19 protein-coding genes are annotated in these 23,333 nt (G+C 69.7%); 13 read left to right on the top strand and 6 right to left on the bottom strand.

Annotated features, from left to right (window positions below):
• Window positions 1–157 precede the first annotated feature (157 nt).
• The 3 genes from ABS642_RS01555 (at window position 158) to ABS642_RS01565 (ending at window position 5,385) form a co-directional block, all read left to right on the top strand.
• Entirely contained in the window at window positions 158–2,296 is a 2,139-nt protein-coding gene (locus tag ABS642_RS01555; protein WP_350352006.1) for a prolyl oligopeptidase family serine peptidase, read from the top strand.
• Window positions 2,297–2,306: 10 nt separating this feature from the next.
• Entirely contained in the window at window positions 2,307–3,884 is a 1,578-nt protein-coding gene (locus ABS642_RS01560; protein WP_350352007.1) for a helix-turn-helix domain-containing protein, read from the top strand.
• A gap of 118 nt (window positions 3,885–4,002) precedes the next feature.
• Window positions 4,003–5,385, top strand: a complete 1,383-nt coding sequence (locus ABS642_RS01565; protein ID WP_350352008.1) for a serine hydrolase domain-containing protein — start codon at window positions 4,003–4,005, stop codon at window positions 5,383–5,385.
• Window positions 5,386–5,434: 49 nt separating this feature from the next.
• On the opposite strand, the gene ABS642_RS01570 is transcribed toward ABS642_RS01565, so the two are convergent.
• Window positions 5,435–6,076: a TetR/AcrR family transcriptional regulator gene (locus ABS642_RS01570; protein ID WP_350352009.1), complete on the bottom strand. Its 642-nt coding sequence runs from the start codon at window positions 6,074–6,076 to the stop codon at window positions 5,435–5,437.
• A gap of 76 nt (window positions 6,077–6,152) precedes the next feature.
• Between ABS642_RS01570 and ABS642_RS01575 the strand changes: the two genes are divergently transcribed.
• On the top strand, window positions 6,153–7,583 hold the full coding sequence (locus ABS642_RS01575; protein ID WP_350352010.1) for a cytosine permease: 1,431 nt from the start codon (window positions 6,153–6,155) through the stop codon (window positions 7,581–7,583).
• Complete coding sequence (locus ABS642_RS01580; RefSeq protein ID WP_350352011.1) at window positions 7,580–9,199, top strand: amidohydrolase; 1,620 nt, start codon at window positions 7,580–7,582, stop codon at window positions 9,197–9,199. Before ABS642_RS01575 ends, ABS642_RS01580 begins: the two co-directional genes overlap by 4 nt.
• A gap of 21 nt (window positions 9,200–9,220) precedes the next feature.
• On the opposite strand, the gene ABS642_RS01585 is transcribed toward ABS642_RS01580, so the two are convergent.
• Window positions 9,221–9,934: a helix-turn-helix domain-containing protein gene (locus ABS642_RS01585; protein ID WP_350352012.1), complete on the bottom strand. Its 714-nt coding sequence runs from the start codon at window positions 9,932–9,934 to the stop codon at window positions 9,221–9,223.
• Between the two features lie 16 nt (window positions 9,935–9,950).
• Entirely contained in the window at window positions 9,951–11,135 is a 1,185-nt protein-coding gene (locus tag ABS642_RS01590; RefSeq protein WP_350352013.1) for an adenosylhomocysteinase, read from the bottom strand.
• A 128-nt stretch (window positions 11,136–11,263) separates the two neighbouring features.
• On the opposite strand from ABS642_RS01590, the gene ABS642_RS01595 reads away from it, so the two are divergent.
• Together ABS642_RS01595 and ABS642_RS01600 are read left to right on the top strand one after the other, a co-directional pair.
• Window positions 11,264–12,283 (top strand): Gfo/Idh/MocA family oxidoreductase, encoded by a 1,020-nt coding sequence (locus ABS642_RS01595; protein WP_350352014.1) that lies wholly within the window; start codon window positions 11,264–11,266, stop codon window positions 12,281–12,283.
• Between the two features lie 278 nt (window positions 12,284–12,561).
• Window positions 12,562–12,942: a hypothetical protein gene (locus ABS642_RS01600; protein ID WP_350352015.1), complete on the top strand. Its 381-nt coding sequence runs from the start codon at window positions 12,562–12,564 to the stop codon at window positions 12,940–12,942.
• A 20-nt stretch (window positions 12,943–12,962) separates the two neighbouring features.
• Here ABS642_RS01600 and ABS642_RS01605 read toward each other — a convergent pair whose 3' ends face one another.
• Genes ABS642_RS01605 through ABS642_RS01615 form a run of 3 tightly spaced genes read right to left on the bottom strand, consistent with a single transcriptional unit; the run spans window position 12,963 to window position 18,753 of the window.
• Window positions 12,963–16,421 carry an error-prone DNA polymerase gene (locus ABS642_RS01605; protein ID WP_350352016.1) on the bottom strand — a complete coding sequence of 1,153 codons (3,459 nt, stop codon included), beginning with the start codon at window positions 16,419–16,421 and terminating at the stop codon, window positions 12,963–12,965.
• On the bottom strand, window positions 16,421–17,959 hold the full coding sequence (locus tag ABS642_RS01610) for a DNA polymerase Y family protein (RefSeq protein ID WP_350352017.1): 1,539 nt from the start codon (window positions 17,957–17,959) through the stop codon (window positions 16,421–16,423). The genes ABS642_RS01605 and ABS642_RS01610 overlap by 1 nt, the downstream gene beginning before the upstream one ends.
• Entirely contained in the window at window positions 17,956–18,753 is a 798-nt protein-coding gene (locus tag ABS642_RS01615; protein WP_350352018.1) for a hypothetical protein, read from the bottom strand. The genes ABS642_RS01610 and ABS642_RS01615 overlap by 4 nt, the downstream gene beginning before the upstream one ends.
• Window positions 18,754–18,897: 144 nt before the next feature.
• On the opposite strand from ABS642_RS01615, the gene ABS642_RS01620 reads away from it, so the two are divergent.
• The 6 genes from ABS642_RS01620 to ABS642_RS01645 all read left to right on the top strand — a co-directional run bounded on the left by ABS642_RS01620 (window position 18,898) and on the right by ABS642_RS01645 (window position 23,260).
• Window positions 18,898–19,368: an A24 family peptidase gene (locus ABS642_RS01620; protein ID WP_350352019.1), complete on the top strand. Its 471-nt coding sequence runs from the start codon at window positions 18,898–18,900 to the stop codon at window positions 19,366–19,368.
• Between the two features lie 18 nt (window positions 19,369–19,386).
• Window positions 19,387–19,602 carry a response regulator gene (locus ABS642_RS01625; protein WP_116636791.1) on the top strand — a complete coding sequence of 72 codons (216 nt, stop codon included), beginning with the start codon at window positions 19,387–19,389 and terminating at the stop codon, window positions 19,600–19,602.
• Entirely contained in the window at window positions 19,592–20,209 is a 618-nt protein-coding gene (locus ABS642_RS01630; RefSeq protein ID WP_350352020.1) for a CYTH domain-containing protein, read from the top strand. Before ABS642_RS01625 ends, ABS642_RS01630 begins: the two co-directional genes overlap by 11 nt.
• A 63-nt stretch (window positions 20,210–20,272) precedes the next feature.
• Window positions 20,273–21,433: a type III polyketide synthase gene (locus tag ABS642_RS01635; RefSeq protein WP_350352021.1), complete on the top strand. Its 1,161-nt coding sequence runs from the start codon at window positions 20,273–20,275 to the stop codon at window positions 21,431–21,433.
• A complete protein-coding gene (locus ABS642_RS01640) occupies window positions 21,430–22,152 on the top strand; it encodes a methyltransferase domain-containing protein (protein ID WP_350352022.1) in 723 nt (240 codons plus the stop codon). Before ABS642_RS01635 ends, ABS642_RS01640 begins: the two co-directional genes overlap by 4 nt.
• Window positions 22,139–23,260 carry an NAD(P)/FAD-dependent oxidoreductase gene (locus ABS642_RS01645; RefSeq protein ID WP_350352023.1) on the top strand — a complete coding sequence of 374 codons (1,122 nt, stop codon included), beginning with the start codon at window positions 22,139–22,141 and terminating at the stop codon, window positions 23,258–23,260. Before ABS642_RS01640 ends, ABS642_RS01645 begins: the two co-directional genes overlap by 14 nt.
• Window positions 23,261–23,333 lie beyond the last annotated feature (73 nt).

Genomic DNA, 23,333 nt, shown 5'->3' on the forward strand with positions numbered 1-23,333 from the left:
GAGGGTCCGTCGCCGGTGATCCACCACCGCCCGACCGGCGGGAGGAGGGCTCTCTTCGTCGCGCCTCGCGACGCCTCCCGAACGCTCACGCCGATCATCGGGGGCACCTGTTCCCGACCGCACCACCCGCTGAACGCTCATCGAACGGAGTTGTGACATGACATGGGATCCGATGGTCGACCCCTACCCCGAGACGCGTCGGGACGAGGTCGTGGACGTCCTCCACGGCGTGCCTGTCGCCGACCCCTATCGCTGGCTCGAAGATGCCGATTCGCGGGACACCGCGGAATGGGTCAGACGTCAGAACGCATTCACGGAGTCGTATCTCGCTCAGCTTCCCGAGCGCGACTGGTTCCGACGGCGGATGTCGGAGGAGCTCTCCCGGCCGAGGGGAGGCGCACCTCGAAAGCTGGGCGGACGCTACTTCGTCTCGCGCAACGACGGTACCTGGAACCAGAATCGCTGGTTCATGGCCGACACTCTCGATGAACTGCGATCGGGCGGCGGGAGACTGGTGCTCGACCCCAACGAGTGGGCAGCGGACGGCAGTGCGTCCGTGGTCGGCTTCGAGGTCACCGACGACGGCCGGCTTCTGAACTACGTCGTCAGCGAGGGCGGCAGCGACTGGTGCGATTACCGACTGCTCGATCTCGAGACGGGCGAACGTCGTCCTGACGCCTTCATCCAGTCCAAGGGTCTGCCTCCGATCTGGCTGCCGGACTGCTCCTCGTACGTGTACGCGAGACCAATGCAGGGCGCTGCGATGAGCGGTACGGAGACGGAGGCGACCGGACGGTGGCGGATCCTGCTCCACGACGTGGGGACGCCGGGGGCGTCTGACCGTGTGCTTCTCGACCAGGAGGAGAGGCCGAACGCGCTGTATCACCTCGCGATCACGCATGACCGTCGCTGGCTCGTCGTGCAGCTCCACGAAGGAACGGCGCTCACGAACCGCCTCTGGGTGTTCCCGCTGTCAGCCGAGAACGGCCGCACAGTCATCGGTCCGCCGCTCCGTGTGATCGACGACGACGTCGCCGCGTTCGAGTTCATCCGCGTAGAAGATGATCGGCTCTACTGCCGTACCGACCTCGACGCCGAGCGGGGGCGGGTCATCAGCATCGATCTCGCGGCGTTCGCCGCTTCCGGGACGCGTGTCGTCAGAGAGGTGGTCGGAGAATCCGCGAGCACTCTCAGCTCCGTGCTCCCGGCCGGAGACGAGCTGATCCTCTTCCGGCTCGTCGATGCCGTGCCGCGACTGGATCGACACAGCCTCACCGGCGATCACCTCGGCACGTCGGTGGTTCCGCCGGGCGAGCCGATTCGGACCGGATGCTGGGCGTCGCCGTCGAGCGACGAGTACTTTCTCGCCTGGACCACGCCCACCCGGCTTTCGTTCCCTCTGGTCGGCACGGTGGAGAGCAATCGACTCGAGCCACTGGACAGCCCGGCGACGCGAGGCGTCGTCGAGCCAATCGAGGTCACGGTCGCCCAGGAATGGGCGGTGAGTCGGGATGGCACCCGGATCCCGTACTTCCTCGTGCGCGCACCGGGGAAGGATGCCGCGGGCCCGCGCCCCACCCTGCTCTGGGGCTATGGCGGATTCGGGATATCCATCGGAACCGCCTACCATCCCGTGCTCGCCGCCGGCTGGATCGCTGCTGGTGGAACCGTGGCGATCGCGAACCTGCGCGGCGGAGGCGAGTTCGGCGCCGCCTGGCATGACGCGGGAAAAGGTGCGAACAAGCAGAACGTGTTCGACGACTTCATAGCCGTCGGTGAGCGACTGAAGTCCACCGGAGTCACGGGGCCTGATCAACTCGTGATCCAGGGTGTCAGCAATGGTGGACTCCTGGTCGGCGCTGTCATCACTCAGCGGCCGGACCTCGCTGCGGTCGCTCTTCCGGGCGTCGCCGTTCTCGACATGCTCCGATTCCACCGGTTCACCTTCGGGGCGGCATGGATCTCTGACTACGGCGACCCCGAGGATCGACGGGACTTCGAGGTCGCGCGCGCGTACTCGCCGCTCCACAACGCGCGACCGGCCGAGTACCCGGCGACGCTGGTCACCACGGGAGATCACGACGACCGGGTCGTCCCCTTGCACAGTCACAAGTTCACCGCCACCCTGCAGCGCGAGCAACGCGGCCCGGCGCCGATCCTCACGAGGATCGAGACGGCGGGCGGACACGGGGGAGGGAAGGGCAAGGCCAAGCTCGTGGACGAGTTATCCGACCTGCTCGCCTTCGCTGCGCATCACAGCGGACTGGCGACGCCCGAGCGGTCTCGCCAGGGCTGAGGAGAGAGACATGGAGACAGCGGAAGCAGCCTCGATCTTGGGCCGGCTCGAAGGATCCTTGTTGCGTCGGCTCTCGAAATCGCCCGCAGCGGGTGGACTCGGCGCGGTCGCGATCCTTGAGCGGGATGATCCGCACGCGATCCCGTCGGGCTGCGCTGTACTGGCGGTCGGCGTCACCACTCTGAACGGCCTCGAGCAGATCATCGCTCGTTCGCAGCGATTCGGCGCGGTCGCGATCATCGTGCCTCACTCGATGGTCGAGAGCCTGGAAGGAATCGCCGAGTCTCTCTCGGACGTTCCGCTGTACGGGCTGGTCGAAGGGGCCGCCTGGATGCAGGTCGCGAATCTCCTCACAGAAGCGATCCGTGGCGCCGAGATCTTCCCCGAGAGGGAGTCTTCGGGAGAAGAGGTGCCCGATCTGTTCGATCTGGCGGATTCGCTCGCGGAAGTCCTCGGGGAACCGCTCACGATCGAAGATCCTGCCTCCCGTGTTCTCGCCTTCTCTCGCGACCAGAGCACGACGGACGAGAGCCGACGTCAGACGGTGCTGCGAATGCGTGTTCCGGAGTCCTACCGAGGTTCGACGGAGATGGAAGCCGCTGTCAGGCGCGTGCAGTCGTCTCCTCGCCCGATCCACATCACGGACATCGACGGATCGTCGCCTCGGTGGGGGCTCCGCATGGTGGCCGGCGACGAGGTCATCGGCTCGATGTGGGTCATCAAAGCGGGTGAGCTGTCCGAAAGGCAGGAGCTCGCCTGGGTCGAGTCGGCGAGGCTCGCGAGTCTCGTGATCGTTCGCGCGCGGATCGCCTCCGCGACTGCTCGACGCGCGCGCGAGGCGTCCGTGGCGCAGCTCATCGAAGGAGGGTCACGGGCTCGTCAGGCGGCGAGCGCCCTCGGTTTCCGCCGGGACGCCGTCATCGTGGTGGCCGTCGGTGCACGGAGCGGCGAGCACGACGTCGTCGCGCTGGCCGAGGCCGAACGGAGGACGAGGTCGCTGCAGATGCATCTGCAGGCCGTGTCCCCGCGCGCCGTGGCAGCGCTGCTCGGCGACGTCACGTATGCGATCGCGCCCGTGTCGTCGCCGGGAGGGCAGGACACCTTCGTCTCGTTCATGGCGGACTTCGCGACGCGATTCGCCACGGAGAATCCGCTGGTGGTCGGTGTCGGCTCCGCGGTGGCTGATCCCAACGATCTCGCTCGATCCCGCGAAGAAGCAGAAGGGGCGCTCCGCGTCCTCATCGATGGAGGACCCACTGGACGCTCCGTGGCGACCCTCGATGACGTGTGGGTCGAGAATGCCCTGCTGATCCTCTCCGATTCCCTCGCCGTCGAACATCGCGAGCCGACACCCGCTCTGCGCCGACTGCGCGACTACGACACCGAGCATCAGGGGGCGCTCGTCTCCACTCTCCGAGCGTGGCTGGACAGCTTTGGAGACGTGGCGATGGCCGCTGCCGCGGTCAACGTGCACCGGAACACGCTCAGATATCGCCTGACTCGGATCGAACAGCTCGGTCGATTCTCCCTGCGTGACGCGGACGAGAGGCTGGCGCTGCAGCTGCAGCTGCGCATCTTCGATCTCTGACGACCGTCTTGGACGATCGTCCGAGACCGGAGCAGTCCGGTTGTCCACCTGGACCAATGACTCGGCAGGGAACCCCCTCGAAGCTGGAGGAACAATGAAACCCGAAAGGATCCACGCAATGGCAGGACACGATCCACGGACTCGCGAGACCTTCCACGACGTGTGCCGCGAGCTGGGTGTCGTCGGCGCGCAGCTCGGTGTGCTCACGCCGGAGGGCGCTGAGCTCTACGCTTTCGGATCTGCGAGGTTGGAACCCGAAGTCGAACTGACGGATCGCACTGCGATCCAGATCGGTTCGACGACGAAGCTGTTCACAGCGGTTCAGATCATGCAGCTCGTGGACAGAGGGCTGGTCGATCTCGATGCGCCCGTATCGACATATGTCCCGCGACTGGATCTGGGGTCGTACCGAGGCGCCGCCGTCACGCAGCAGATCACGCCTCGGATGCTGCTGTCGATGTCGAGCGGACTCGACAACGGCAGGTACGTCGACACCGGCGACGAGAGGGATTCCGTTCGACGCGCGACGGAGCTCATCGCGGAATCGTCGCTGAAGTTCCCGCCCGGCACCGGGTGGGGATACTCGAACGCTTCGACGAACGTCAGCGGCATGATCATCGAAGAGCTCTCGGGCCTCCCATGGAACGAGGCGCTCGAGCGAGAACTGCTGCAGCCGGCCGGGTTGACGGACACGACCACCGCCCTGAGTCGGCAGGTCATCGGCCCGACCTCCGTCGGTTTCGAAGTAGCCGACGGGCGAGCGACCCTGATCGATCAGTGGATTCTCGGACGGGGCTACGGGCCAGCGGGATCGACTCTCACTTCCACGGCGGGCGATCTCCTTGGTTTCGCGAAGATCTTCCTCGGCGGCGGCATCGCCGGAAACGGCGTCAGGATACTCTCCGACGAGTCGGTACGTGAGATGCAGAGGCCCCAGGCCACGGTTCCGAACGCGAGCGTCGCCGATGCATGGGGACTCGGACCGCTCATCCGCGAGTGGGGAGGGCACTCCGTGCTCGGGCATCCGGGGGGAAACAGATCGGGCGGCTCTCAGCTCGACTGGGTGCTCGATCAAGGATCGGCCGTCGCTGTTCTGTGCAACGTACCCGCCGTCTCCGCCGTGCTCGCGGAACGCCTCACCCGTCACGTCTTCCAGGAGCGCTTCGGCCTTCCGGTGCCCGATCGTCCGGAACCCACGTCGATCACTGCCGACGCGGTGCGGGACTACGTCGGCGACTATGTCCGCGATGAGGTGCACACCCGCATCGAATCGGACGGTCTTGCGCTCTCCGCCACGGTGTCCACGACGGAAGAGGCGAGCATCTACGTGGAGCCGCGCGTTCAGAAGTACACACTGCTCCCTCTGGGCGGCGACTCATTCCGGATGCGCGACATGGACGGTGTCGACCGCGGCCCCTGGGACAGCGCGTTCGCGCGAGACGAATCGGGGCGGGTGGCATATTTCCTGAGCCCGTTCTTCGCGAGCCGGCGAGAGCGCTGACGACTCCTGTCGGGCGACGACATCATTCGAGAGCCCATCCGTGACGTGGTCAGCGATGCCGCAGAACCCCCGACTCGAGTCCCAGCGCCCACTCAGCGACATCCGCGACCACGCGCGTGTGCGCGGGGTGCTCGATCGGCTGCGACGAGTTCACGTACGATCCGCCTCCGTCGAGGGCGATGAAGATCCGGATGCAGGCGGACTCGGCATCCGCGCCGGGGAAGTCGCCCGAGGCGATGCCGTCTTCGATCATCGCCGTCAGGCGCTCGCGGTCGAGCCCGTCCTGGATCTGCAGCTCGGCGTCGAGCGTCGGACTGAAGCGCGACAGGTGTCTGGCGTTCAGCCAGAGTCGGGCCAGCGGCAGGGAGCGGCCCCGCTCGACGTGATCCACGAATCGCGCCAGGCGCTGCAAGGGTGTGCCGCCGGACGTGAAGAACTGCTCGCGCTCGAGGACCGCGGCGCGGGCGAACGCGGCGACCACCAGATCCTCTGCGACGGGGAAGTAGTGCGTGATCAGGCCGGGCCGCACGCCGAGTCGCGCGGCGACAGCGCGGAGGGTGATGCGCTCGAGTCCCTCCTCGATCGCGATCGCCGCAGCGCAGGCGAGGATGTCCTCGCGGCGCTCCTCGGGTGGCTTGCGGGTGCGCGGAGCGGCGGCGGGAGAAGAAGTGCTTGACGTCACCCCACCCATGCTATTGAATGAGTGACCAATAGTCCATTGGGCATGTGACCAATAGCAATGGCGCTCTCCTCCCGAAAGGAACTCCATGACCCAGATCCCCTCCGCTGACGCCGAGACCCTCGACGCGGCCTCCCGCCCCGAGACCCGCGGTATCGAGCTGATCGACGACGCCGAACGCCATGGCAGGGCGCGCGACCTCTTCCTGATCTGGGCCGCCCCGAGCGTCAGCATCCTGAACCTCACGATCGGCGCTTCGCTGATCCTGCTCGGCCTGGAGATCTGGCAGGCGGTCGCCGTGATCGTCGCCGCCTCGCTGCTCTGGGTGCTGCCCGGCATCATCGCCGGCAGCGGCCCGGCATCCGGCACGTCGGGCTCTGTGGTGACGAGGGCGATGTACGGCATCCTCGGCAACCGGCTCTTCGTCGCCGTGGTCGGATGGTTCATCGGCGCGGTCTTCCTCTCGCTGACCTGGCTCGCATCGTCGTTCCTGGGCGCCGACCTGCTGCGGCGGGTCGGCATCTCCGACCCGATCTGGGTTCCGATCGGCGTGACCCTCGTGGTCTCCGCCGTCACGATCCTGGTCGCGATCTTCGGCCACGGACTCATCCTGCGCGCCTACCCGTACATGGCCGGGGCGCTGTTCGTCATCTTCCTGGCCGTCGCCGCGTTCATCCTGCCCACCGTCGACTGGCAGTACTCGGCCCCGGAGACGCTCAGCGGCCCCGCCCTGTGGTCGGCGATCTCGATCGGCTTCACGATCCTCGCGTCGACGCCGCTGTCGTTCATGAACAGTCCCGACATCGCCCGCTACCTCCCTCGTGAGACGAAGCCGTCGCACATCGCGGCCGCGACCGCGCTCGGCGGTGCCATCCCGTTCATCGTCTTCACGACCGTCGGCGTGCTGCTCGCGACAGGTCTGAGCGAGGCCGCCTTCGCGACCGGCATCGACGTCGCGCTGATCGACCTTCTTCCCTCCTGGCTCGGGCCGGTCCTCGTGCTCGGCGTCGTGATCAACACGATCGCCCTCAACGCCATGACCGCGTACACCTCGAGCATGGCTCTCCAGGCCATCGGGTTCCGCCTGCGTCGCATCCCCGCGGCGATCATCGTCGGCGTCGTCGGCACGGCGCTGACGATCTACCTCGTCCTGTCGTCGAGCCTGCTCGAGGCCGCGAACCTCATGCTCCAGTTCCTCGTGATCGTCTCGGGACCCGCCATGGCGATCTTCGTCGTCGATGTCATCCTGCGCCGCTACGACTACGACGGGATCGACCTCTTCCACGACCGACCCGGCGGCCGGTTCTGGTACTCGGCCGGGTGGAGCATCCCCGGCATCACCGCGCTGTTCGTCGGCGGGATCGCTACCGCGATGTGCCTGTCCACGAGCATCTGGAGCGGGCCCGTCGCCCAGCTCACCGGCTACATCGACCTCTCGGTGCCGGTCGGCATGCTCGTGGCCGCGGTGCTCTACGCCGGCCTGTTGCGCACGCCCCTCGGAAAGGACGGTCGACCATGACCACTCGCTACATCAACGGACGCATCTTCACGGGCGACCCCGACCCCGCCGGGGCCTGGGCCGAGGCCTTCACGGTCGACGCCGACACGATCTCGTACGTCGGCTCGAACGGCGGTGCTCCCGAGGCTGACGAGGCCGACGAGACCGTCGACCTGGAGGGCCGCCTGGTGCTGCCCGGCTTCACCGATGCGCACACCCATCTGCTCATGGCAGGAGCGGCACTCGGGCAGGTGCCGCTCACCGCGGCGCGCTCGCTCGACGACATCCAGGCGCTGCTGCGCGATGCCAGGGCTGCGAACCCGGAGGCCGCGGTGCTGCGGGGGAGAGGGTGGCTCTTCGACTCGATCCCCGGCGGTGCACCGACGGCGGCCATGATCGACGCCGTCGTCGCGGACATCCCGGTGTATCTCGACGCCAACGACTACCACTCGTGCTGGGTCAACACCGCGGCTCTGGTCGAGCTCGGCATCACCCGGGATACCCCCGATCCGATCGGTGGCCATTTCGCCCGGGATGCCTCGGGGGAGCCGACCGGGCTCCTCTACGAGACCGCGGCGACGCAGTACGCCTGGGCGCACCGCGACGCGACGACGACCGACGCCGACCGTGATGCGGACGCGGACCGCGTCATCGAGGCCTACCTCGCCGCCGGCGTGACGGGGGCGGTCGACATGGCGTTCGACGAGTTCGGACTCGCGGCGCTCCAGCGCGCGCAGGAACGTCATGGTGGAGAGCTGCCGATCCGCGTCGCCGCGCACTGGCTCAGCACCAACACCGGCGACGACGGCGAGAACCTCGCGCAGGTCGCGCGTGCGGCCGAGCTCGCCGGCAACGCATCCTCGCCCTGGTTCCGCGTCGTCGGCATCAAACTGATCCTCGACGGCGTGATCGACGCGTGCACCGCCGCGATGCGGCATCCGTACGCCGATGGCACGAACGCCGCGCCCATCTGGCCGGTCGCGCAACTGAACCCCGTCGTCGCGGCGGCGGATGCCGCAGGCCTGCAGGTCGCGCAGCACGCGATCGGCGACTACGCCAGCGAGATCGCCCTGGATGCCATCGAGAACGCGATCGTCGTCAACGGCGACAGGCCGCGTCGTCACCGCATCGAGCACCTCGAGTACGCGGCGCCTGGCACCGCCGAGCGGATGGCGCGACTCGGCGTCACCGCCTCGATGCAGCCCGTGCACAGCGACCCTGCCATCTTCGCCAACTGGGCCGAGATGCTGGGCGACGACCGGGTGGACCGGGCGTTCCCGTGGCCCGAGTACGAGGACGCCGGCGCTCTGCTCGCGTTCTCGACCGATGCGCCGACCGCCCCGCACGAGGCGCTGGCGAACATGTACGTCGCGTCGACGCGCGCCTCCGCGCTCGACCGCTCGATTCCCGCGGTCCATCCGCAGTACGCGCTGCCTCTCGCGGCGGCGATCGGTCATGCGACGCGCGACGCTGCGGCATCCGTCGGCGATGGGGACTGGCGCGGCCGCATCGCCACGGGGTTCGCCGCCGACGTCGTCATCCTCGACACCGACCCGTTCGTCGAGGGGCCGGCATCGCTGCTCGAGGCACGGGTGATCGAGACGATCGTCGCCGGGCGGTCGCGGTACCGGGCCTAGGGGCGGCGGGCCCGGCGCGACTCAGATGCCGAGCGCGCGTTCGATCTCACGGGCACCGCGCTCCGCGGCGGCGGAGACTTCCTCGGCCGGCACCTTGCTGTAGCTCGTGGCGATGTAGGGCACGGTCAATGCGGCGACCGCCTCGTCGAGACCGCTGCGCAGGATCGGATGGACGATGTCGGTGATGCCGGGCTGCGCGGAGTCGGGGCGGACGAGGAGACGGTCGCGACGGATCCCTGCGAGCACCGCGTCGTCGATCTCCGTGTGCGCGACCGAGCTGAACGCGGAGAGCACGTGGCCGCTGGCGGTCCCGTCGAGGGGGAAGAGCGCTCCGACGCGCACGTGGAAGCCGAAGTCGTCGGGGCTCTCGACCTGCGCGATGATCCGCACTCGGCCCTCGTCGATCACGCCGAGATTGCAGGACTGCCGAGTCGCATCGGCGACACGGCGCATGGCCGGCATCGCGGCGGCGATGAGCGACCTGGTCGGCTCCTGGCGATGCGCGAGATCGAACAGCCGCATCGACAGCTGGTACAGACCGCTCTGCGGGTCGCGGTGCAGATAGCCGCGCTTCTCGAGCCGCAGCAGCACCCGGAAGATCTGGCCCGGCGAGCGATCGACGGCCTTCGCGATGTCGAGCTGGCTGAGCCCGTCGGCCGCGGCGGCGAGCGTCTCGAGGATGTCGAGAGCCTTGTCCACGGCGGGCGCCGCATAGTCGGGCTGCTGTTCGACCAAGGGTGTCTCTCCGTCGTCAGGATGAGGAATCGAGGACTGCCAGGATACGACGGGCGATCGTGCGGTCGATGTCGTCGGGCACGGGCTGGGGTCCTGCGGAGAGAGCCGAACGATCGGTGACGACGCGCACGAGCGACAGCGTCTGCAGGAGGAATCCGAGGTCCATCGACTCGATCGAGTTCCCCTTCGGTTCATCGCCCGCGAGGTTGAACATGCGCCCGTTCGCCAGCAGGATCACATGCCCGCCGTGCGGGAGGTCGATGCGGTCGAGAGCGGAGCCGAGCGAGGTCGTCGACGTCGCTCTGGCACGCAGCGTCTCGACGTCGATCTCCCAGGGGAAGTGTCCGACGTTGCCGATGATCGCACCGGCGTGCATCTGCTCGATGATGTCGTAGGGGAGCACGCCGGGGCGGCCCGTCGCCGTGATGAAGACGTCTCCCCAGGGGGCGAAGTCCGTCGCGCTTCCGACGCGGAACCCGTCGAGAGCCGCCTCGAAGGCCTTCAGCTCGTCGGTGTCGACGACAGCGACCTTGCCACCGAGCGCTCGAAGGTAGTGAGCGACCCCGCGGCCGCACCAGCCGTAGCCGAAGACCACGAAGCGCCGCCCGGGGACCATCGCGTTCGTGATGCGCATGAAGCTCTCGACCGCGGACTGCCCGACCGCATGCTTGTTCTCGCCGATGGCCTTGAGCAGGCTGTCGTTGATCACGATGACCGGGAAGGGCACGGCGCCGGCGAGTTCCGAGCGAAGGCGATCGCCGCCACTGGTGGTCTCCTCGGTCCCGCCGATCACGGTGCCGGTCGTGCCACGGGCGACGAGTCCGGCGACGAGATCGGCTCCGTTGTCGAGGATGATGTCCGGGGCGCCGTCGAGCACCGCGGCGATGTTGGCCTCGTGCTGCGCGAGGGTGTCGTCGCGACGGCCGTGGATCGTGATGCCGGGCAGCGAGTTCAGGTAGTCGACGACGTCGTCCTGCGTCGACCCGAAGTTGCCCGTGCCGATGAGCTCGGCACCGCCGGCGGCGAGCGTCTCCACGAGGACCGCGGTCTTCGGCTCCACGTGCAGGGACATGCCGATGCGGTGGCCGGCGAAGGGTCGCGTGCGCTCGAGCTCCTGCCGCACGTTGGCCAGCAGAGCCATTCGGGAGCGGATCCAGGCGACCCGGGAGTTGTCCTGTACGGCCATATCGGAAGCGGTCATGCGCGTCAGCTTACAGATACAAAATCAGAATGCATATACAAATTTGTCTTGATCGCCCTTAGGCTGACACCGCGACTGCCGAGAATGAGCATTCGCGAGATCCGGATGCTTCGGGAAAGGCCACAGTCATGCACCCTGTCGGTTTCGTCGGGACGGGCTTCCATGCGCGGACCAACCTCCTGCCCGCGGCTGAGCTCGCGGGTATCGAGATCGTCGGCCTGGCGAGCCGCGACGCGGAGCGCTCCGCTGCGACCGTCGTGCGCGCCGGCTTCGGGGACGCGCGCCCTTACGGCAGCGTCGGCGACATGGTGGCCGACCTTCCCCATCTCGATCGGGTGATCGTCTGCGCCCAGCCATCCGATCAGCCCGCGATCGTCCGGGAGCTGATGGACGCCGGGGTGCATGTGCTCGCTGAGAAGCCGCTCGGGCTGGATGCCGGCGAAGCGAGGGCGCTCGCCGACCACGCGACGAGCCGAGGGGTCGTCCTCCGGGCGGCCTTCATGAAGCGTTACGCGCCGGCAGTGCTCGCCCTTCAGGAGCTGCTGGCGACCGCGCAGCTCGGGTCACTGCTCTCCTTCGACGTGCGCTTCGGTGCAGACGCAGGCGCCTTCGCCCCGACCACGGCGGACTTCATCCGACTCGCGGCGATCCATCACGTGGACCTCGTGCGGTTCCTCTTCGGCGACGTCGAACGGGTCGACGTCGCCTTCGCAGGAAGCGATCTGGCCGCCACCGTGCTCGTGACCGTGCGCATGCGCTCCGGCGCCGTCGGCACCCTGCACCTGACCAACGGTCCCGGACACGCGAGCGAGCTCGACATCACCACGATCACCTGCGAACGCGGCATGGTGACGATGACCGACACGCGAGAGCTCGTCGTGCGCCGCGGGACCGTCGGCGGTGGCGACTGGCGCCGTCCACGCGAGCAGAGCACGTCCCTGACGCCGGCCGTGAGCACGATGTCGGGCGGTGCGCAGGACCTGGTGCTGCGTGGCTTCGTCGACGAGATCGCAGCGTTCGCCACCGACGACCTGGGTCGTGACGACCGGAGTGCGGAGGAGAACGTGCGAACCATGGAGCTCGTCGACGCGATCGTGCGACAGCTGCCGCCGGATCGCGCCGCAGGCGAGAACGCCGGCGGTGCCTGAGCGTCACCCGCGGGCGGGGGAGGTTTGCCCTCCCGACTGACCCGTCCCCAGACGATCTCGTCGAGAGGGCCACCGCCCTTCCCGGACGGTTGGGGAGGCGGCGAAGATATCGCTGCACTCTTCGGCTGATTCCCCAGGTCTCAGCCCGTAGCCCCCGCTACATATAGCAGAGTACATCTGTTTTGTCTTGTCCACCATTTGGGGGACAAAGAAAGTTGCGAAAGTTTTCTGGACGATGACCCGGTTGTCTTCCCGCAGGGGTTTCGTAGGGTGTAGTCATGGACAGATTGCTCGTGATCACCGCGCAGGTCGCCATCGCCCACGGCCACCGGGTCGAGGTGATCGAGCAGATCGATCCCCTCACCGAGGAGCCGGTGGTCCTCGCCGTCGTCGACCTCGACACCGGCATCCGCTACCGACGCACGGACGAGGTGCGCGGCGAGTTCTCCCGCTGGATCGGCCGGGTGCTCGAGTGCACGGTGACGATCGGCGGTGCCGGACGAACGGTGCTGCGCGTCGACCCGATCGGGTCGGGGGCGACGGAGGCGAAGGGCGCGCTGTACGGCGCCGACGCGGCCGCGGACGCCGCGAAGGCCGAGGCTGACCGCTGGGGCGGCACGGACCGTCCGCCGGCGGAGGAGCCGGAACGCTTCTGGTGAGCGTCTCGCACCGGTGCGCATCAGCGGAAGTCCCTGGACCGATGCGTGAGCCCGGTGCGCAGATCCTCGAAGGCATCGGCGAGCACGTTCACGACCCCCTCCTCTGAACGCTCCAGGATGCCGCGGATGATGAGCGCCGGAGAGTCGCGGGCCACGCGCCGATAGCGGTTCCATACGCCGGTCGAGCAGACGACGTTCACCAGCCCGCTCTCATCCTCGAGGTTCATGAACGTGATCCCGGAGGCCGTCGCCGGCCGCTGACGGTGGGTGACGAGGCCGGCGACCTCGATGCGCCGTCCTGATTCGTGCGCGCGCAGATCGGCGGCGGTCAGCACACCTCTGTCGTGGAGCGCGCCGCGGAAGTGTGCCATCGGGTGGTCATCGGTCGAGACGCCGGTCGCCCAGAGGTCTGCGGAGAGCCGTTCGTAGCTGGTCTGATCGGCGAACAGGGGAGGCTGCACGGCGACGGAGGTGCCGGGAAGGAAGCGCGACCGGTCGTCGGCGGCCGCACCCGCGAGCCAGATCGCCTCCCGTCGCTCCAGCCCGAGGCAGGCGAACGCGCCGGCGGTGGCGAGAGCCTCCAGTTGTGCGGCGGTGGCATCCGTGCGCCGCACCAGGTCGTGCAGGTCGCGGTAGAGGCCGTTCGCCTCGCGCTCGGCGACGATCTTCTCGGCCAGGGGCACTCCGATCCCGCGGATGCCACTGAGCCCCAGTCGCACCGCGTGCCCGCCGTCCCGGCGATGGGAGGCCGACTCGTCGGGGGCGTCTCGGTCGAAGCGGAGCGTCGGAGGCTGCGGAGTGTCGAGGCAGTCGTCCCTGCCGGTCGGCCGCCCGGTGGGCTCGGCGAGCGGCTCCAGCGTCTCCGTCGCGCCCGAGGCATGCAGATCGGGGCGGCGGACCTCCACCCCGTGCCGTCGCGCATCGGCAGTCAGGGTCGCCCCGGAGTAGAAGCCCATCGGCTGCGAGCGCAGGAGTCCGGCGAGGAACGCGGCGGGATAGTGCAGCTTCAACCAGGAGCTGGCATAGACGAGCAGCGCGAACGACAGCGAATGCGACTCCGCGAAACCGAAGTTCGAGAACGCCTGGATCTGCGCGTAGATGCGATCGGAGGCGTCGAGGTCGAGCCCGCGCCTGGCCATTCCCGCGTAGAGCTTCTCGCGCACTCTCTCGATCTTCTCCAGGCCCCGCTTCGAGCCCATGGCCCGACGCAGCAGGTCGGCCTCGTCTGCGGTGCAGTCGCCGACCGCCGTGGCCATCTGGATGAGCTGCTCCTGGAAGATCGGGATCCCCAGTGTGCGCTTCAGGATCGGTTCGAGATCGCTGTGCGGGTAGGGGATGGGGAAGTCCACCGGCTCCTCGCCGCGGGCGATCCGCTCCCGGTTCTCCTCGTCGAGGCGGTCCTTGGCCATCTTGCGCCGGACGAACGGATGCACGGCCCCGCCCTGGATGGGGCCGGGGCGGATGAGAGCGATCTGGATGGTGAGGTCGTAGAAGCTCCGCGGCTGCAGGCGGGGGAGCAGCCCGATCTGCGCGCGCGACTCGACCTGGAAGACCCCGATCGAGTCCGCTCGGCACAGCATGTCGTAGACCGCTGGCTCCTCCTTGGGGAGGGTCTCCAGCGTCCACCGCTCACCGGTCGCCTCGAGGATCATGTCGAAGCAGTGCTGGAGCGCGGCGAGCATCCCGAGGCCCAGCAGATCGAACTTCACCAGTCCCATGAAGGCGGCGTCATCCTTGTCCCACTGGATCACCGTGCGGTTCTCCATGCGGGCATGCTCGACAGGAACGACCTCGCCGACGGGTCGCGCCGTGAGCACCATGCCGCCCGAGTGGATGCCCAGGTGGCGCGGCGCCTTCAGCAGCTCGCCCGCGTAGGCGAGCACGTTCTCGGGGATGTCGTGGCCCTCCGACGGCTCCAGGCCCGTGCCCCAGCCGTCGACCTGCCGCGACCAGGCATCCTGCTGCCCCGGTGAATGCCCGAGCGCCCTTGCCATGTCGCGCACCGCGTTCTTCGGACGGTACTGGATGACGTTCGCGACCTGGGCCGCACGCTCCCTGCCGTACTCTCCGTACACCCACTGGATGATCTCCTCCCGGCGGCGGGAATCGAAGTCCACGTCGATGTCGGGCTCCTCTGTCCGGGTGGTGGCGAGGAACCGCTCGAACGGGAGGCCGTAGAGGATGGGGTCGACGGCGGTGATGCCCAGCAGGTAGCAGACCGCGCTCGCCGCAGCGGACCCTCGACCCTGGCAGAGGATGCCGCGCCGCCGTGCCTCGGCGACGATGCCGTGCACGATGAGGAAGTAGCCGGGGAAGTCCTTCTCCTCGATGACGTCGAGCTCCCGCTCGATCCGGCGATGCTCGTCGTCTTTCAGCCGGGGATACTTCGACGGCACGGCCTCCCACACCAGATGCCGCAGCCAGCTCATCGGCGTGTGCCCCTCCGGCACCTTCTGCTTCGGCAGTGCCGGTCGCGCGAGCCGCAACGGGAACGCGGATGCCGCTGCCAGCTCGAGGCCGTACGAGATCGCGCCGGGGTAGCGCTGGAAGCGCGCCGACATCTCCGCACCGCTGCGCAGGTGCGCGCCGCCGTGCGCGGGCAGCCATCCGTCGAGCTCGTCCATGCTGCGGACCGCACGGACGGCGGCCACCGCCTCGGCGAGCGGGGCCTGGGCGGGACCGGCGTAGTGCACGTTGTTGGTCGCCACCACGGGCAGCCGCATCCGCCGGGCGAGTTCGGCGAGGGCGTCGTTGCGACGGGTGTCCTGCGGATCCCCGTGGTCGAAGAGCTCGACGGCGACGTGGTCTGCCCCGAACAGATCGACGAGGCTCCGGAGCGGGGTCGCGGCATCGCCGACCTCGAGTCCCCGGCGCACCGCGCCCTTGCGGCATCCGGTCAGGATCGTCCACTGCCCGCCCGCGCTCGCCGCGAGCTCGTCGATGTCGTAGACCGGGCGCCCCTTCTCGCCCCCGCGCAGCTGAGCGGCGGTGATCGCGCCGGAGAGGCGGTGATAGCCCTCCATCCCGCGGGCGAGGACCAGCAGGTGCTCACCCGCAGGGTCGGGGCTGCCCCGCTGCGGAGCGGGGAGATCGAGGGACAGCTCGGCGCCGTACACCGTCTGCATCGGCGACTTCATGAGCTCGGCCTGGTCGGCGAACCGTGCGGCGCCGTAGAAGCCGTCGTGGTCGGTGAGCGCGAGGGCTGTGAGCCCGAGACGCTCGGCCTCGGCGAGGAGATCCTCCGGGGCGGAGGCGCCGTCGAGGAACGAGTACGAGGAGTGCACGTGCAGCTCGGCGTAGGGCACCGCATCGGCCGGCCGGGATATGCCGGTGAGCGGTGTGCGCTGCCGTCGTCGGCTCACCGGTCCGGGGTCGGGCCGTGTGGCGGGCGGCTCGACCCCCTGCCGCGCGGCCGGCTCCTCTCCGCTGAGGGTGCGCTCGAGCTCGCTCCAGGTCTGCGGGGGATTGTGCCAGCCCATCAGCGATACCTCCCCTCGACCCACCAGCGCTCGCCGGTGCGGAAGACGAGCCAGGCGTGGTCATGGTCGTCGACGATCTGGAGCCGGTGCCCTCGTCTGCCTCCGTCGGACGTCCAGCGGCGTTCGTGCACGGGCCAGGGGCCGGCCCAGGCCTGCACGGCGACGCCGTCGATGCGGGCGGGCTCCTGGGAGAGGGCGCCCCGGTCGTCGACGCTGATCGCGGCGCCGTCGGCGGCGAGCACCCCGATGGGGCGGGGCGGCAGGAAGACCTCGGCGGGGAGCGGGTCGGGCAGGCTTCCGGGCCACGGGGAGCCGGGATCGCGTGGGGCGACGGCGCGCTCGCCCCACGGGGTGAGCACCTGACGATCGGCGAGCCAGCGGCCTCCGGCGAGCGCGGCGGTGACCACGCCCTGATGCCCCAGCATGGTCTGCACGCGGGAGACCGCGTGATGCAGCCGCTCATCGGTGCCGGAGCCGAAGAGTCCGGGCTGATGGTGGGCGGCGTCGTCGACGGCGACCGGGACGATGCGCACCGCCAGGATGCCGCCGAACGCCCGCGCCTCGTCGACGGGCTCCTTCGCCGACTGCGCGGCCAGCGCCTCCAGCTGCCAGCGCACGCGGTCGACCAGGTCGGAGGCATCGAAGCAGGTCGGATGCAGCCACGTGCGGGAGAAGACCGTCCCGTTGTCGTCCGTCATGTCGATCCGCACCTCGGTGCAGACGACCGAGGCGTCTCCGAGGGCGAGCAGCACGGCATCCGCCGTCTGCCGCACGGCGAAGGCCACCTGATCCGTTCCGCCCAGCGGGGACTCGAACTCGATGCTCCGCACCAGCTCGGGGTCGGGAGGGCGAGGCGTCAGCGGTCGGGAATCGGCGCCGGCGGCGAGCGCATGCAGGCGCGCGCCGTGCTCGCCGAACCGGTCGCGCACGTCGAGCGGGGCGAGCGCGGTGAACTCGCCGAGAGTGCGCACGCCGAGGCGGACGAGGAGGCCGGCGATCTGCTCGTCCCGCAGCACCTGCACGGGGTAGGGCGCGAGGAACTCCTGCGACAGCCCCGGCGGGACGACGGTGCAGGCGTCGCGGCCCCGTGCGGCGATCTCGGCGGTGAAGGGACCGTCGGCGACGCCGATGCGCACCTCGGGCAGACCCGCTTCCGCGAGCACGGCGGCGAGGGCTCCGGCCGCTTCGGCCTCTCCGCCGTGATAGCGGGAGATGCCCCTGGCGCGGAGGATCGCGAGGCCAGGACGCAGCAGGGCGACGCCCGGCGCGTGCTTCTCGATGAGCTGCAGCACCGGGAGGAAGGCGCGCTCGTCCCGCGCCGGGTCGTGCGGAAGCACCCGCAGCGAGGAGAGATGCCCCTGCGCGACGCGGCGGCGCTGACCGGTGCGCACGCCGTGTTCCCTGGCCGAGGCCGTGCAGGCGACGATCGTGTTCGCCTGCACCAGCGCGGTGGGCGGATGGGGAGGCGGACCGCCCAGAGCGGCGCGCAGCGGCCAGTCCGGGAACCACAGTACGAGGACGCGGAGCGGGGTGTTCATCCGGCCTCCGCCCAGTGCAGGAGCTCGGTCGGAGCCGTGTCGTCGACCGCGGATCTGCTGGAGGCCGTCTCGGCGGCGAGCGACGGCAGCGCGGTGAGCTCTGCCGCGGCGGCCTCGACGGCACCGTGCCCGCCGGGCAGCTGCACGCGCACGCTCGAGGGCCGGGGGCTGTGCCGGGTCGTGGCCGTCACCGTCACGGTGCAGTCGGAGAGCAGCCCCCAGCCCGCACCGAGACCATGCCAGTGCGGGTCGTGGAGGCGGATCGATCCCTCGCTCTGCGGCCATCGCTCCACGGCGGGGGATTCCGTGACCAGGAGTGTGCATCCGCGATCACGGAGCCGTGCGCTGAGGCGGGAGACATCGGCGTCTCGTGCCCGCGACTGCGGGTTCACCACGATCAGGGGGACGACCTCGGCCAGTGCGGAGGTCGCCGCGAGCCAGCGCTCGCCGGGTTCGGGGACCAGGATCAACCGGGTCAGGTCGATGCCGAAGGCGGCGGCGGCCTCGACGCCGAGTGTCGGCATGCCGACCACCGCGCACCAGTGCCCCTTCCTGGAGGCTGCACTGAGCAGGGCGAGCACGAGGCTGGGTGAGGGGGAGACGCTGTAGGCGGTGCCGGTCTGCAGCCCCTCTTCCGGCAGCAGGGCGGCGAGCGAGGGGTCGAGCGGGAGCAGCGCGTGCTCGCTGCGCCGCCGCTGCATCCTGCTGATCTCGCGGCGCAGACGCAGCACCTCTCCGGCGCGAGAATCGCTGGTCGGAGAGAGCGCGGTCACCGCATCGAGCCCGATCCCCATGCATCCATCCTCGAAGATATGTACGAATAAAGCAAGTGGCACTGATGACGCTAGTTCGTACATCGGACATCTGGAATCGTTCGCGGTGCGACGGTTATCCACACCCCGCCGGCACGGCATCCGCCGATCTCCTACCCTGCCGGGATGGACTCTCGGCTCGCGATCGTCGCCCTCGTGCACGGCGCGCTGCTGGGCATCGGCGGATGGCTGACCGTGATCGACATCCGCACGCATCGGCTGCCGAATCGGATCGTGCTGCCGACCCTCGCGTCGCTGATCCTCCTCGTCGTGATCGACGCCGTGGTCTCGGCGCAGAGCGCTCCGATGATCCGCGCTCTCCTCGGTCTGCTCGTCCTCGCCGGGTTCTACGCCCTGCTGCGGTTGATCAGCCGCTCGGGGATGGGCGGAGGCGACGTCAAGCTCGCCGCGGTCATCGGACTCGTCCTGGGATGGCACGGCTGGCAGCAGCTCGCGATCGGCGCGGCCTCCGCCTTCGTGCTGGGCTCCCTCTTCGCCCTCGCCCTGATGCTCCTGCGCCGGGCGGACGGCGCCACCCGCATCGCGTTCGGACCGTGGATGATCGCGGGCGCGCTCCTCGGCATCCTCGTCGGATGAAGGGTCTACTCTGAGGTCATGGCACTCGCACGACTTCACGGCGGCCCGCTCGACGGGCAGATCATCCCCCTCGGCGACGCGGACGACAAGCTGATCGTCCCCTACAGCGAGACGCAGGTGGTGTACAACCGCCGCGGCGAGCCGCAGAACACGGGACCCGAGGACGGTCCCACCGAGATCGACTACTGGTTCGACGAAGCCCTCGAGGATCTCACCCTCAACGATGACGACTGAGCCGTCCCGCACTGTCGAGGTCGAGCGCAAGTACGACGTCGACATCGACACGCCGCTGCCCGGCTGGGAGGACATCCCCGGCGTCGACGCCGTCACGGCGGGAGAGGAGCGGGCGCTGGACGCCCGGTACTTCGACACCGCAGACGGCGTCCTCGCGCGCTCCGGAGTCGCACTCCGCCGCCGCACCGGCGGCCCGGACGAGGGCTGGCACGTGAAGGGGCCGAGGCAGGGCGACGGACGACTCGAGCTCGGCTGGCCGCTCGGAGAGGGCGACGGGCTTCCCGACGCCGTCGCCGCGACCGTCTCCACCTGGACCACCGAGCCCCTCGCACCGCTCGCCCGGATCGAGAACGACCGCACCGCGTATCTGCTCACCGGCCCCGACGGGGTCGTGGCGGAGTTCGTCGATGATCGAGTCCGCGCCACCGACCTCCGCGGAGGCGTGCAGCGCGAATGGCGGGAGTGGGAGATGGAGCTCGGACCCGCAGCCCCGACCGACGTGGCCGGACGAGAGGCGTTCTTCGCCGCCGTCGAGCGGGCAGTGCGCGCCGCCGGAGGCCGTCATTCCGCATCCGGATCCAAGCTCGCCCGCGCGCTGGGGTTCTAGCCCGATGCCGTCGCCGTACGCAACCCCTTCCCGGGCGAGCTCGGCGCGTGCTTGAGTGACAGCATGAGCCGACCGCCTGTGCTTCGATCGCTGCAGACGATCGTCCCCGACACCGTCCTCCACCAGGACGAGGTGCGCGACGTCTTCGCCGCGCAGCCCGATCTCGGGCGACTGGCGCAGCGGATCGTGTCGACCTCGTTCAACGTGTCCGGCATCGACACCCGCCACACCGTGATCGACGAACTGTCGCTCGACTCCGACGTGGCGGATCCGGTCTTCTTCGACCGCCGGTCGGGAGCGCTCCTCGCGCCGGGGACGAAGGCGCGCAACGAGGTCTACACGCGCGAGGCGGCACGGCTCTTCGTCGACGTCGCCCGTCATGCGCTCGATGCCGACCCCGACCTCGAGGCCGCCGATGTGACGCATGTCATCACCGTCTCGTGCACCGGGTTCCACGCCCCCGGCCCGGAGTACGAGATCGTGCGGGCTCTCGGTCTGTCCGACAGCGTGCAGCGCTACCACCTCGGCTTCATGGGCTGCTACGCGTCGATGCCGGCGCTCCGTGCCGCGAGTCAGTTCTGCCTCGCCGACGAGAACGCCGTCGTCCTGGTGGTCAGTGTCGAGCTGTGCACCCTGCATCTGCGGTCCTCCGAGGACCCGGACACGATCGTCGCGTCCTCGCTGTTCGCAGACGGCGCGGCGGCGGGCATCGTGACGGCGCGGGATCTCCCGTCGGCGGTCACCGGCCTGCGCCTGGACCGCTTCCACACCGCGATCGCGCCGGAGGGCGAGAAGGCGATGGCCTGGACGATCGGCGACACCGGGTTCGAGATGATCCTGGCCACGACCGTGCCGCAGATCATCGGCGAGACGATCATCGGCGCGCTGCGCCCGCTGTACGCGCCGGAGGATGACCTGGTCGCCGCGTTCGACGACGATGCGGTGGGCCGGGAGGTCGAGCACTGGGCGATCCATCCGGGCGGGCGCAGCATCCTGGATCGCGTCCAGGAGAAGCTGCACCTCAGCGACGCCCAGCTGCACCCCGCCAGGGAGGTCCTGCGCGAGAACGGCAACATGTCCAGCGCGACCGTGCTGTTCGTGCTCAAGCGCATCCTCGACGAGGAGGGCGCCAGGGCCGGCGATCGCGTCTCGGCGATGGCGTTCGGGCCGGGGCTGACGGCCGAGAGCGCCCTGATGACCGTCACGGCCTCCGCGGACTCATGAGCTCGGGACTCTCGGCTCGAGACGTCGGCATCCGGGAGCTGATGGACGATCCGCGGGCGGACGAGCGGATGCTGGCGCGCACCTACGGGCGATTCGGTTTCGTGAACGCCGTGGTCTCGCGCCCCGGTCTGCTCTATCGCCGTGACATCCGTCCGAGGGCCGTCGGTGCGCCGTTGCGGATCCTCGACATCGGCGCCGGTGGCGGCGACCTGTGCCGGTTCCTCGCCGGACGGCTGCGCCGCGACGGGCTCGAGGCGGAGATCACGGCTCTCGACACCGACGAGCGCGCCATCCGGTGGGCTTCCGCGCACGATCGCGGTGCGGGGGTGCGCTACCGAAGGGCGCTGTCGACCGAGCTCGTCGACGCGGGGGAGACGTTCGACGTCGTGCTCTCCAACCATGTGCTGCACCATCTCGACCATGCGGAGCTGCAGACCGTGCTCGAGGACTCCCGGCGGCTTCTCGCCCCCGGCGGGCTGGCCGCGCATCACGACATCGCCCGCGGCCGCACCGCCTATGCGCTCTTCGCGGCGGCCACCTGGCCGCTCTCCCGGAACCTCCTGGCCGACTCCTTCATCCGCGTGGACGGGCTCCTCAGCATCCGCCGGTCCCACACGGTCGCGGAGCTCCGGGCGATCGTCCCGCGGGGCTGGCGGGTCCGCGGGGGTGTGCCGTCCCGACTGGAGGTGCGGTGGGAGGACGACCGTGCCCGACCATGACGTGCTCATCGTCGGCGCGGGCCCGGTGGGTCTGCTGCTGGCGTGTCTGCTGACGCAGGACGGACTGCGGGTGGTCGTCTGCGAGCGTCGCACGGATGCCGACACGCGCACCCGTGCGATCGGCATCCATCGGCCGGGGCTCGACGCGCTGGAGGCTGCCGGTCTCGGCGCCGAGGTCCGGGCCGAGGCGCTGCGCCTCGACGGGGGAGAGGTGCGCAGCCGTCGGCGGACCCTGGCGTCGCTCGCCTTCCCGCCCGAGCGGCCCGTCCTGATCCTCCCGCAGCCGCGTACCGACGCGCTGCTGAGAGCACGACTGCGGGCGCTCGCGCCGGATGCGCTGCGCTCCGGATGGGCCGTACGCGCGGTCGATCCGGCGGGCGAGGTGGTGCGCGTCGCGGTCGATGCCCCGGACGGGCCCCGCGAGCTGGCCGCCAGCTGCGTCGTGGTGGCCGACGGAGTGCGGAGCCGTGTGCGCGAGGATCTCGGACTCGGGTGGAGCCGCCGGAGGGGGCGCGCGACCTACGCGATGGTCGACGTCGCTGATGCGGAGACGGATGCCCGCGCCGTGCTGCACTGCGAGCCGTCTGGCCTCGTCGAATCCTTCCCGCTGCCGGGGGGAGGGCGCCGGTGGGTGGCGCGCCAGGGAGCAGGGGAGCAGCTCGGCACCCCGGACGCCTTCCGCAGCGCGGTCGAGGCCCGGACCGGCATCCGCTTGGAACTCGCGGATGACGCACGGCCGACCGTCTTCGAAGCCGCGCAGCATGTCGCTCGGCGCACCTCGCAGGGACGCGTGGTCCTCCTCGGTGACGCGGCGCACGAGATCAGTCCGATCGGCGGTCAGGGGATGAATCTGGGCTGGACGGATGCCGTGCGGTTGGCGCGGGAGCTCGCGCGATCGCTGCCCGGGGGGATGCCGGACCTCACGGGGTACGACCGCGACCTTCGTCGAGCGACGCGCATCGTCCAGCGCCGGTCCGCCTTCTACATGTCGATGGGGGCTCCGGCGCCCATCGGCGTCGCGGTTCCGAGGGAGCTCGTCATCCGGACGATGGGGACGCGGCCGCTGCGCCGGTGGTCCGCCGGGCTCATCACGATGCGGGGTCTCTGACGCACGACCTCTGACGCACGAAGGCCCCGGCACCCTCGAGAGGGGCCGGGGCCTTCGTGCGTTGCGTCAGGGT

The organism is Microbacterium sp. A8/3-1 (assembly GCF_040267695.1).
Taxonomy (GTDB): domain Bacteria; phylum Actinomycetota; class Actinomycetes; order Actinomycetales; family Microbacteriaceae; genus Microbacterium; species Microbacterium luteolum.

Bases quoted from the DNA above. Each gene is read 5' to 3' on its own strand.
- ABS642_RS01555 (WP_350352006.1), top strand. From the start codon at position 158: ATGACATGGGATCCGATGGTCGACCCCTACCCCGAGACGCGTCGGGAC.
- ABS642_RS01560 (WP_350352007.1), top strand. From the start codon at position 2,307: ATGGAGACAGCGGAAGCAGCCTCGATCTTGGGCCGGCTCGAAGGATCC.
- ABS642_RS01565 (WP_350352008.1), top strand. From the start codon at position 4,003: ATGGCAGGACACGATCCACGGACTCGCGAGACCTTCCACGACGTGTGC.
- ABS642_RS01570 (WP_350352009.1), bottom strand. From the start codon at position 6,076: ATGGGTGGGGTGACGTCAAGCACTTCTTCTCCCGCCGCCGCTCCGCGC.
- ABS642_RS01575 (WP_350352010.1), top strand. From the start codon at position 6,153: ATGACCCAGATCCCCTCCGCTGACGCCGAGACCCTCGACGCGGCCTCC.
- ABS642_RS01580 (WP_350352011.1), top strand. From the start codon at position 7,580: ATGACCACTCGCTACATCAACGGACGCATCTTCACGGGCGACCCCGAC.
- ABS642_RS01590 (WP_350352013.1), bottom strand. From the start codon at position 11,135: ATGACCGCTTCCGATATGGCCGTACAGGACAACTCCCGGGTCGCCTGG.
- ABS642_RS01595 (WP_350352014.1), top strand. From the start codon at position 11,264: ATGCACCCTGTCGGTTTCGTCGGGACGGGCTTCCATGCGCGGACCAAC.
- ABS642_RS01600 (WP_350352015.1), top strand. From the start codon at position 12,562: ATGGACAGATTGCTCGTGATCACCGCGCAGGTCGCCATCGCCCACGGC.
- ABS642_RS01605 (WP_350352016.1), bottom strand. From the start codon at position 16,421: ATGGGCTGGCACAATCCCCCGCAGACCTGGAGCGAGCTCGAGCGCACC.
- ABS642_RS01610 (WP_350352017.1), bottom strand. From the start codon at position 17,959: ATGAACACCCCGCTCCGCGTCCTCGTACTGTGGTTCCCGGACTGGCCG.
- ABS642_RS01615 (WP_350352018.1), bottom strand. From the start codon at position 18,753: ATGGGGATCGGGCTCGATGCGGTGACCGCGCTCTCTCCGACCAGCGAT.
- ABS642_RS01620 (WP_350352019.1), top strand. From the start codon at position 18,898: ATGGACTCTCGGCTCGCGATCGTCGCCCTCGTGCACGGCGCGCTGCTG.
- ABS642_RS01625 (WP_116636791.1), top strand. From the start codon at position 19,387: ATGGCACTCGCACGACTTCACGGCGGCCCGCTCGACGGGCAGATCATC.
- ABS642_RS01630 (WP_350352020.1), top strand. From the start codon at position 19,592: ATGACGACTGAGCCGTCCCGCACTGTCGAGGTCGAGCGCAAGTACGAC.
- ABS642_RS01635 (WP_350352021.1), top strand. From the start codon at position 20,273: ATGAGCCGACCGCCTGTGCTTCGATCGCTGCAGACGATCGTCCCCGAC.
- ABS642_RS01640 (WP_350352022.1), top strand. From the start codon at position 21,430: ATGAGCTCGGGACTCTCGGCTCGAGACGTCGGCATCCGGGAGCTGATG.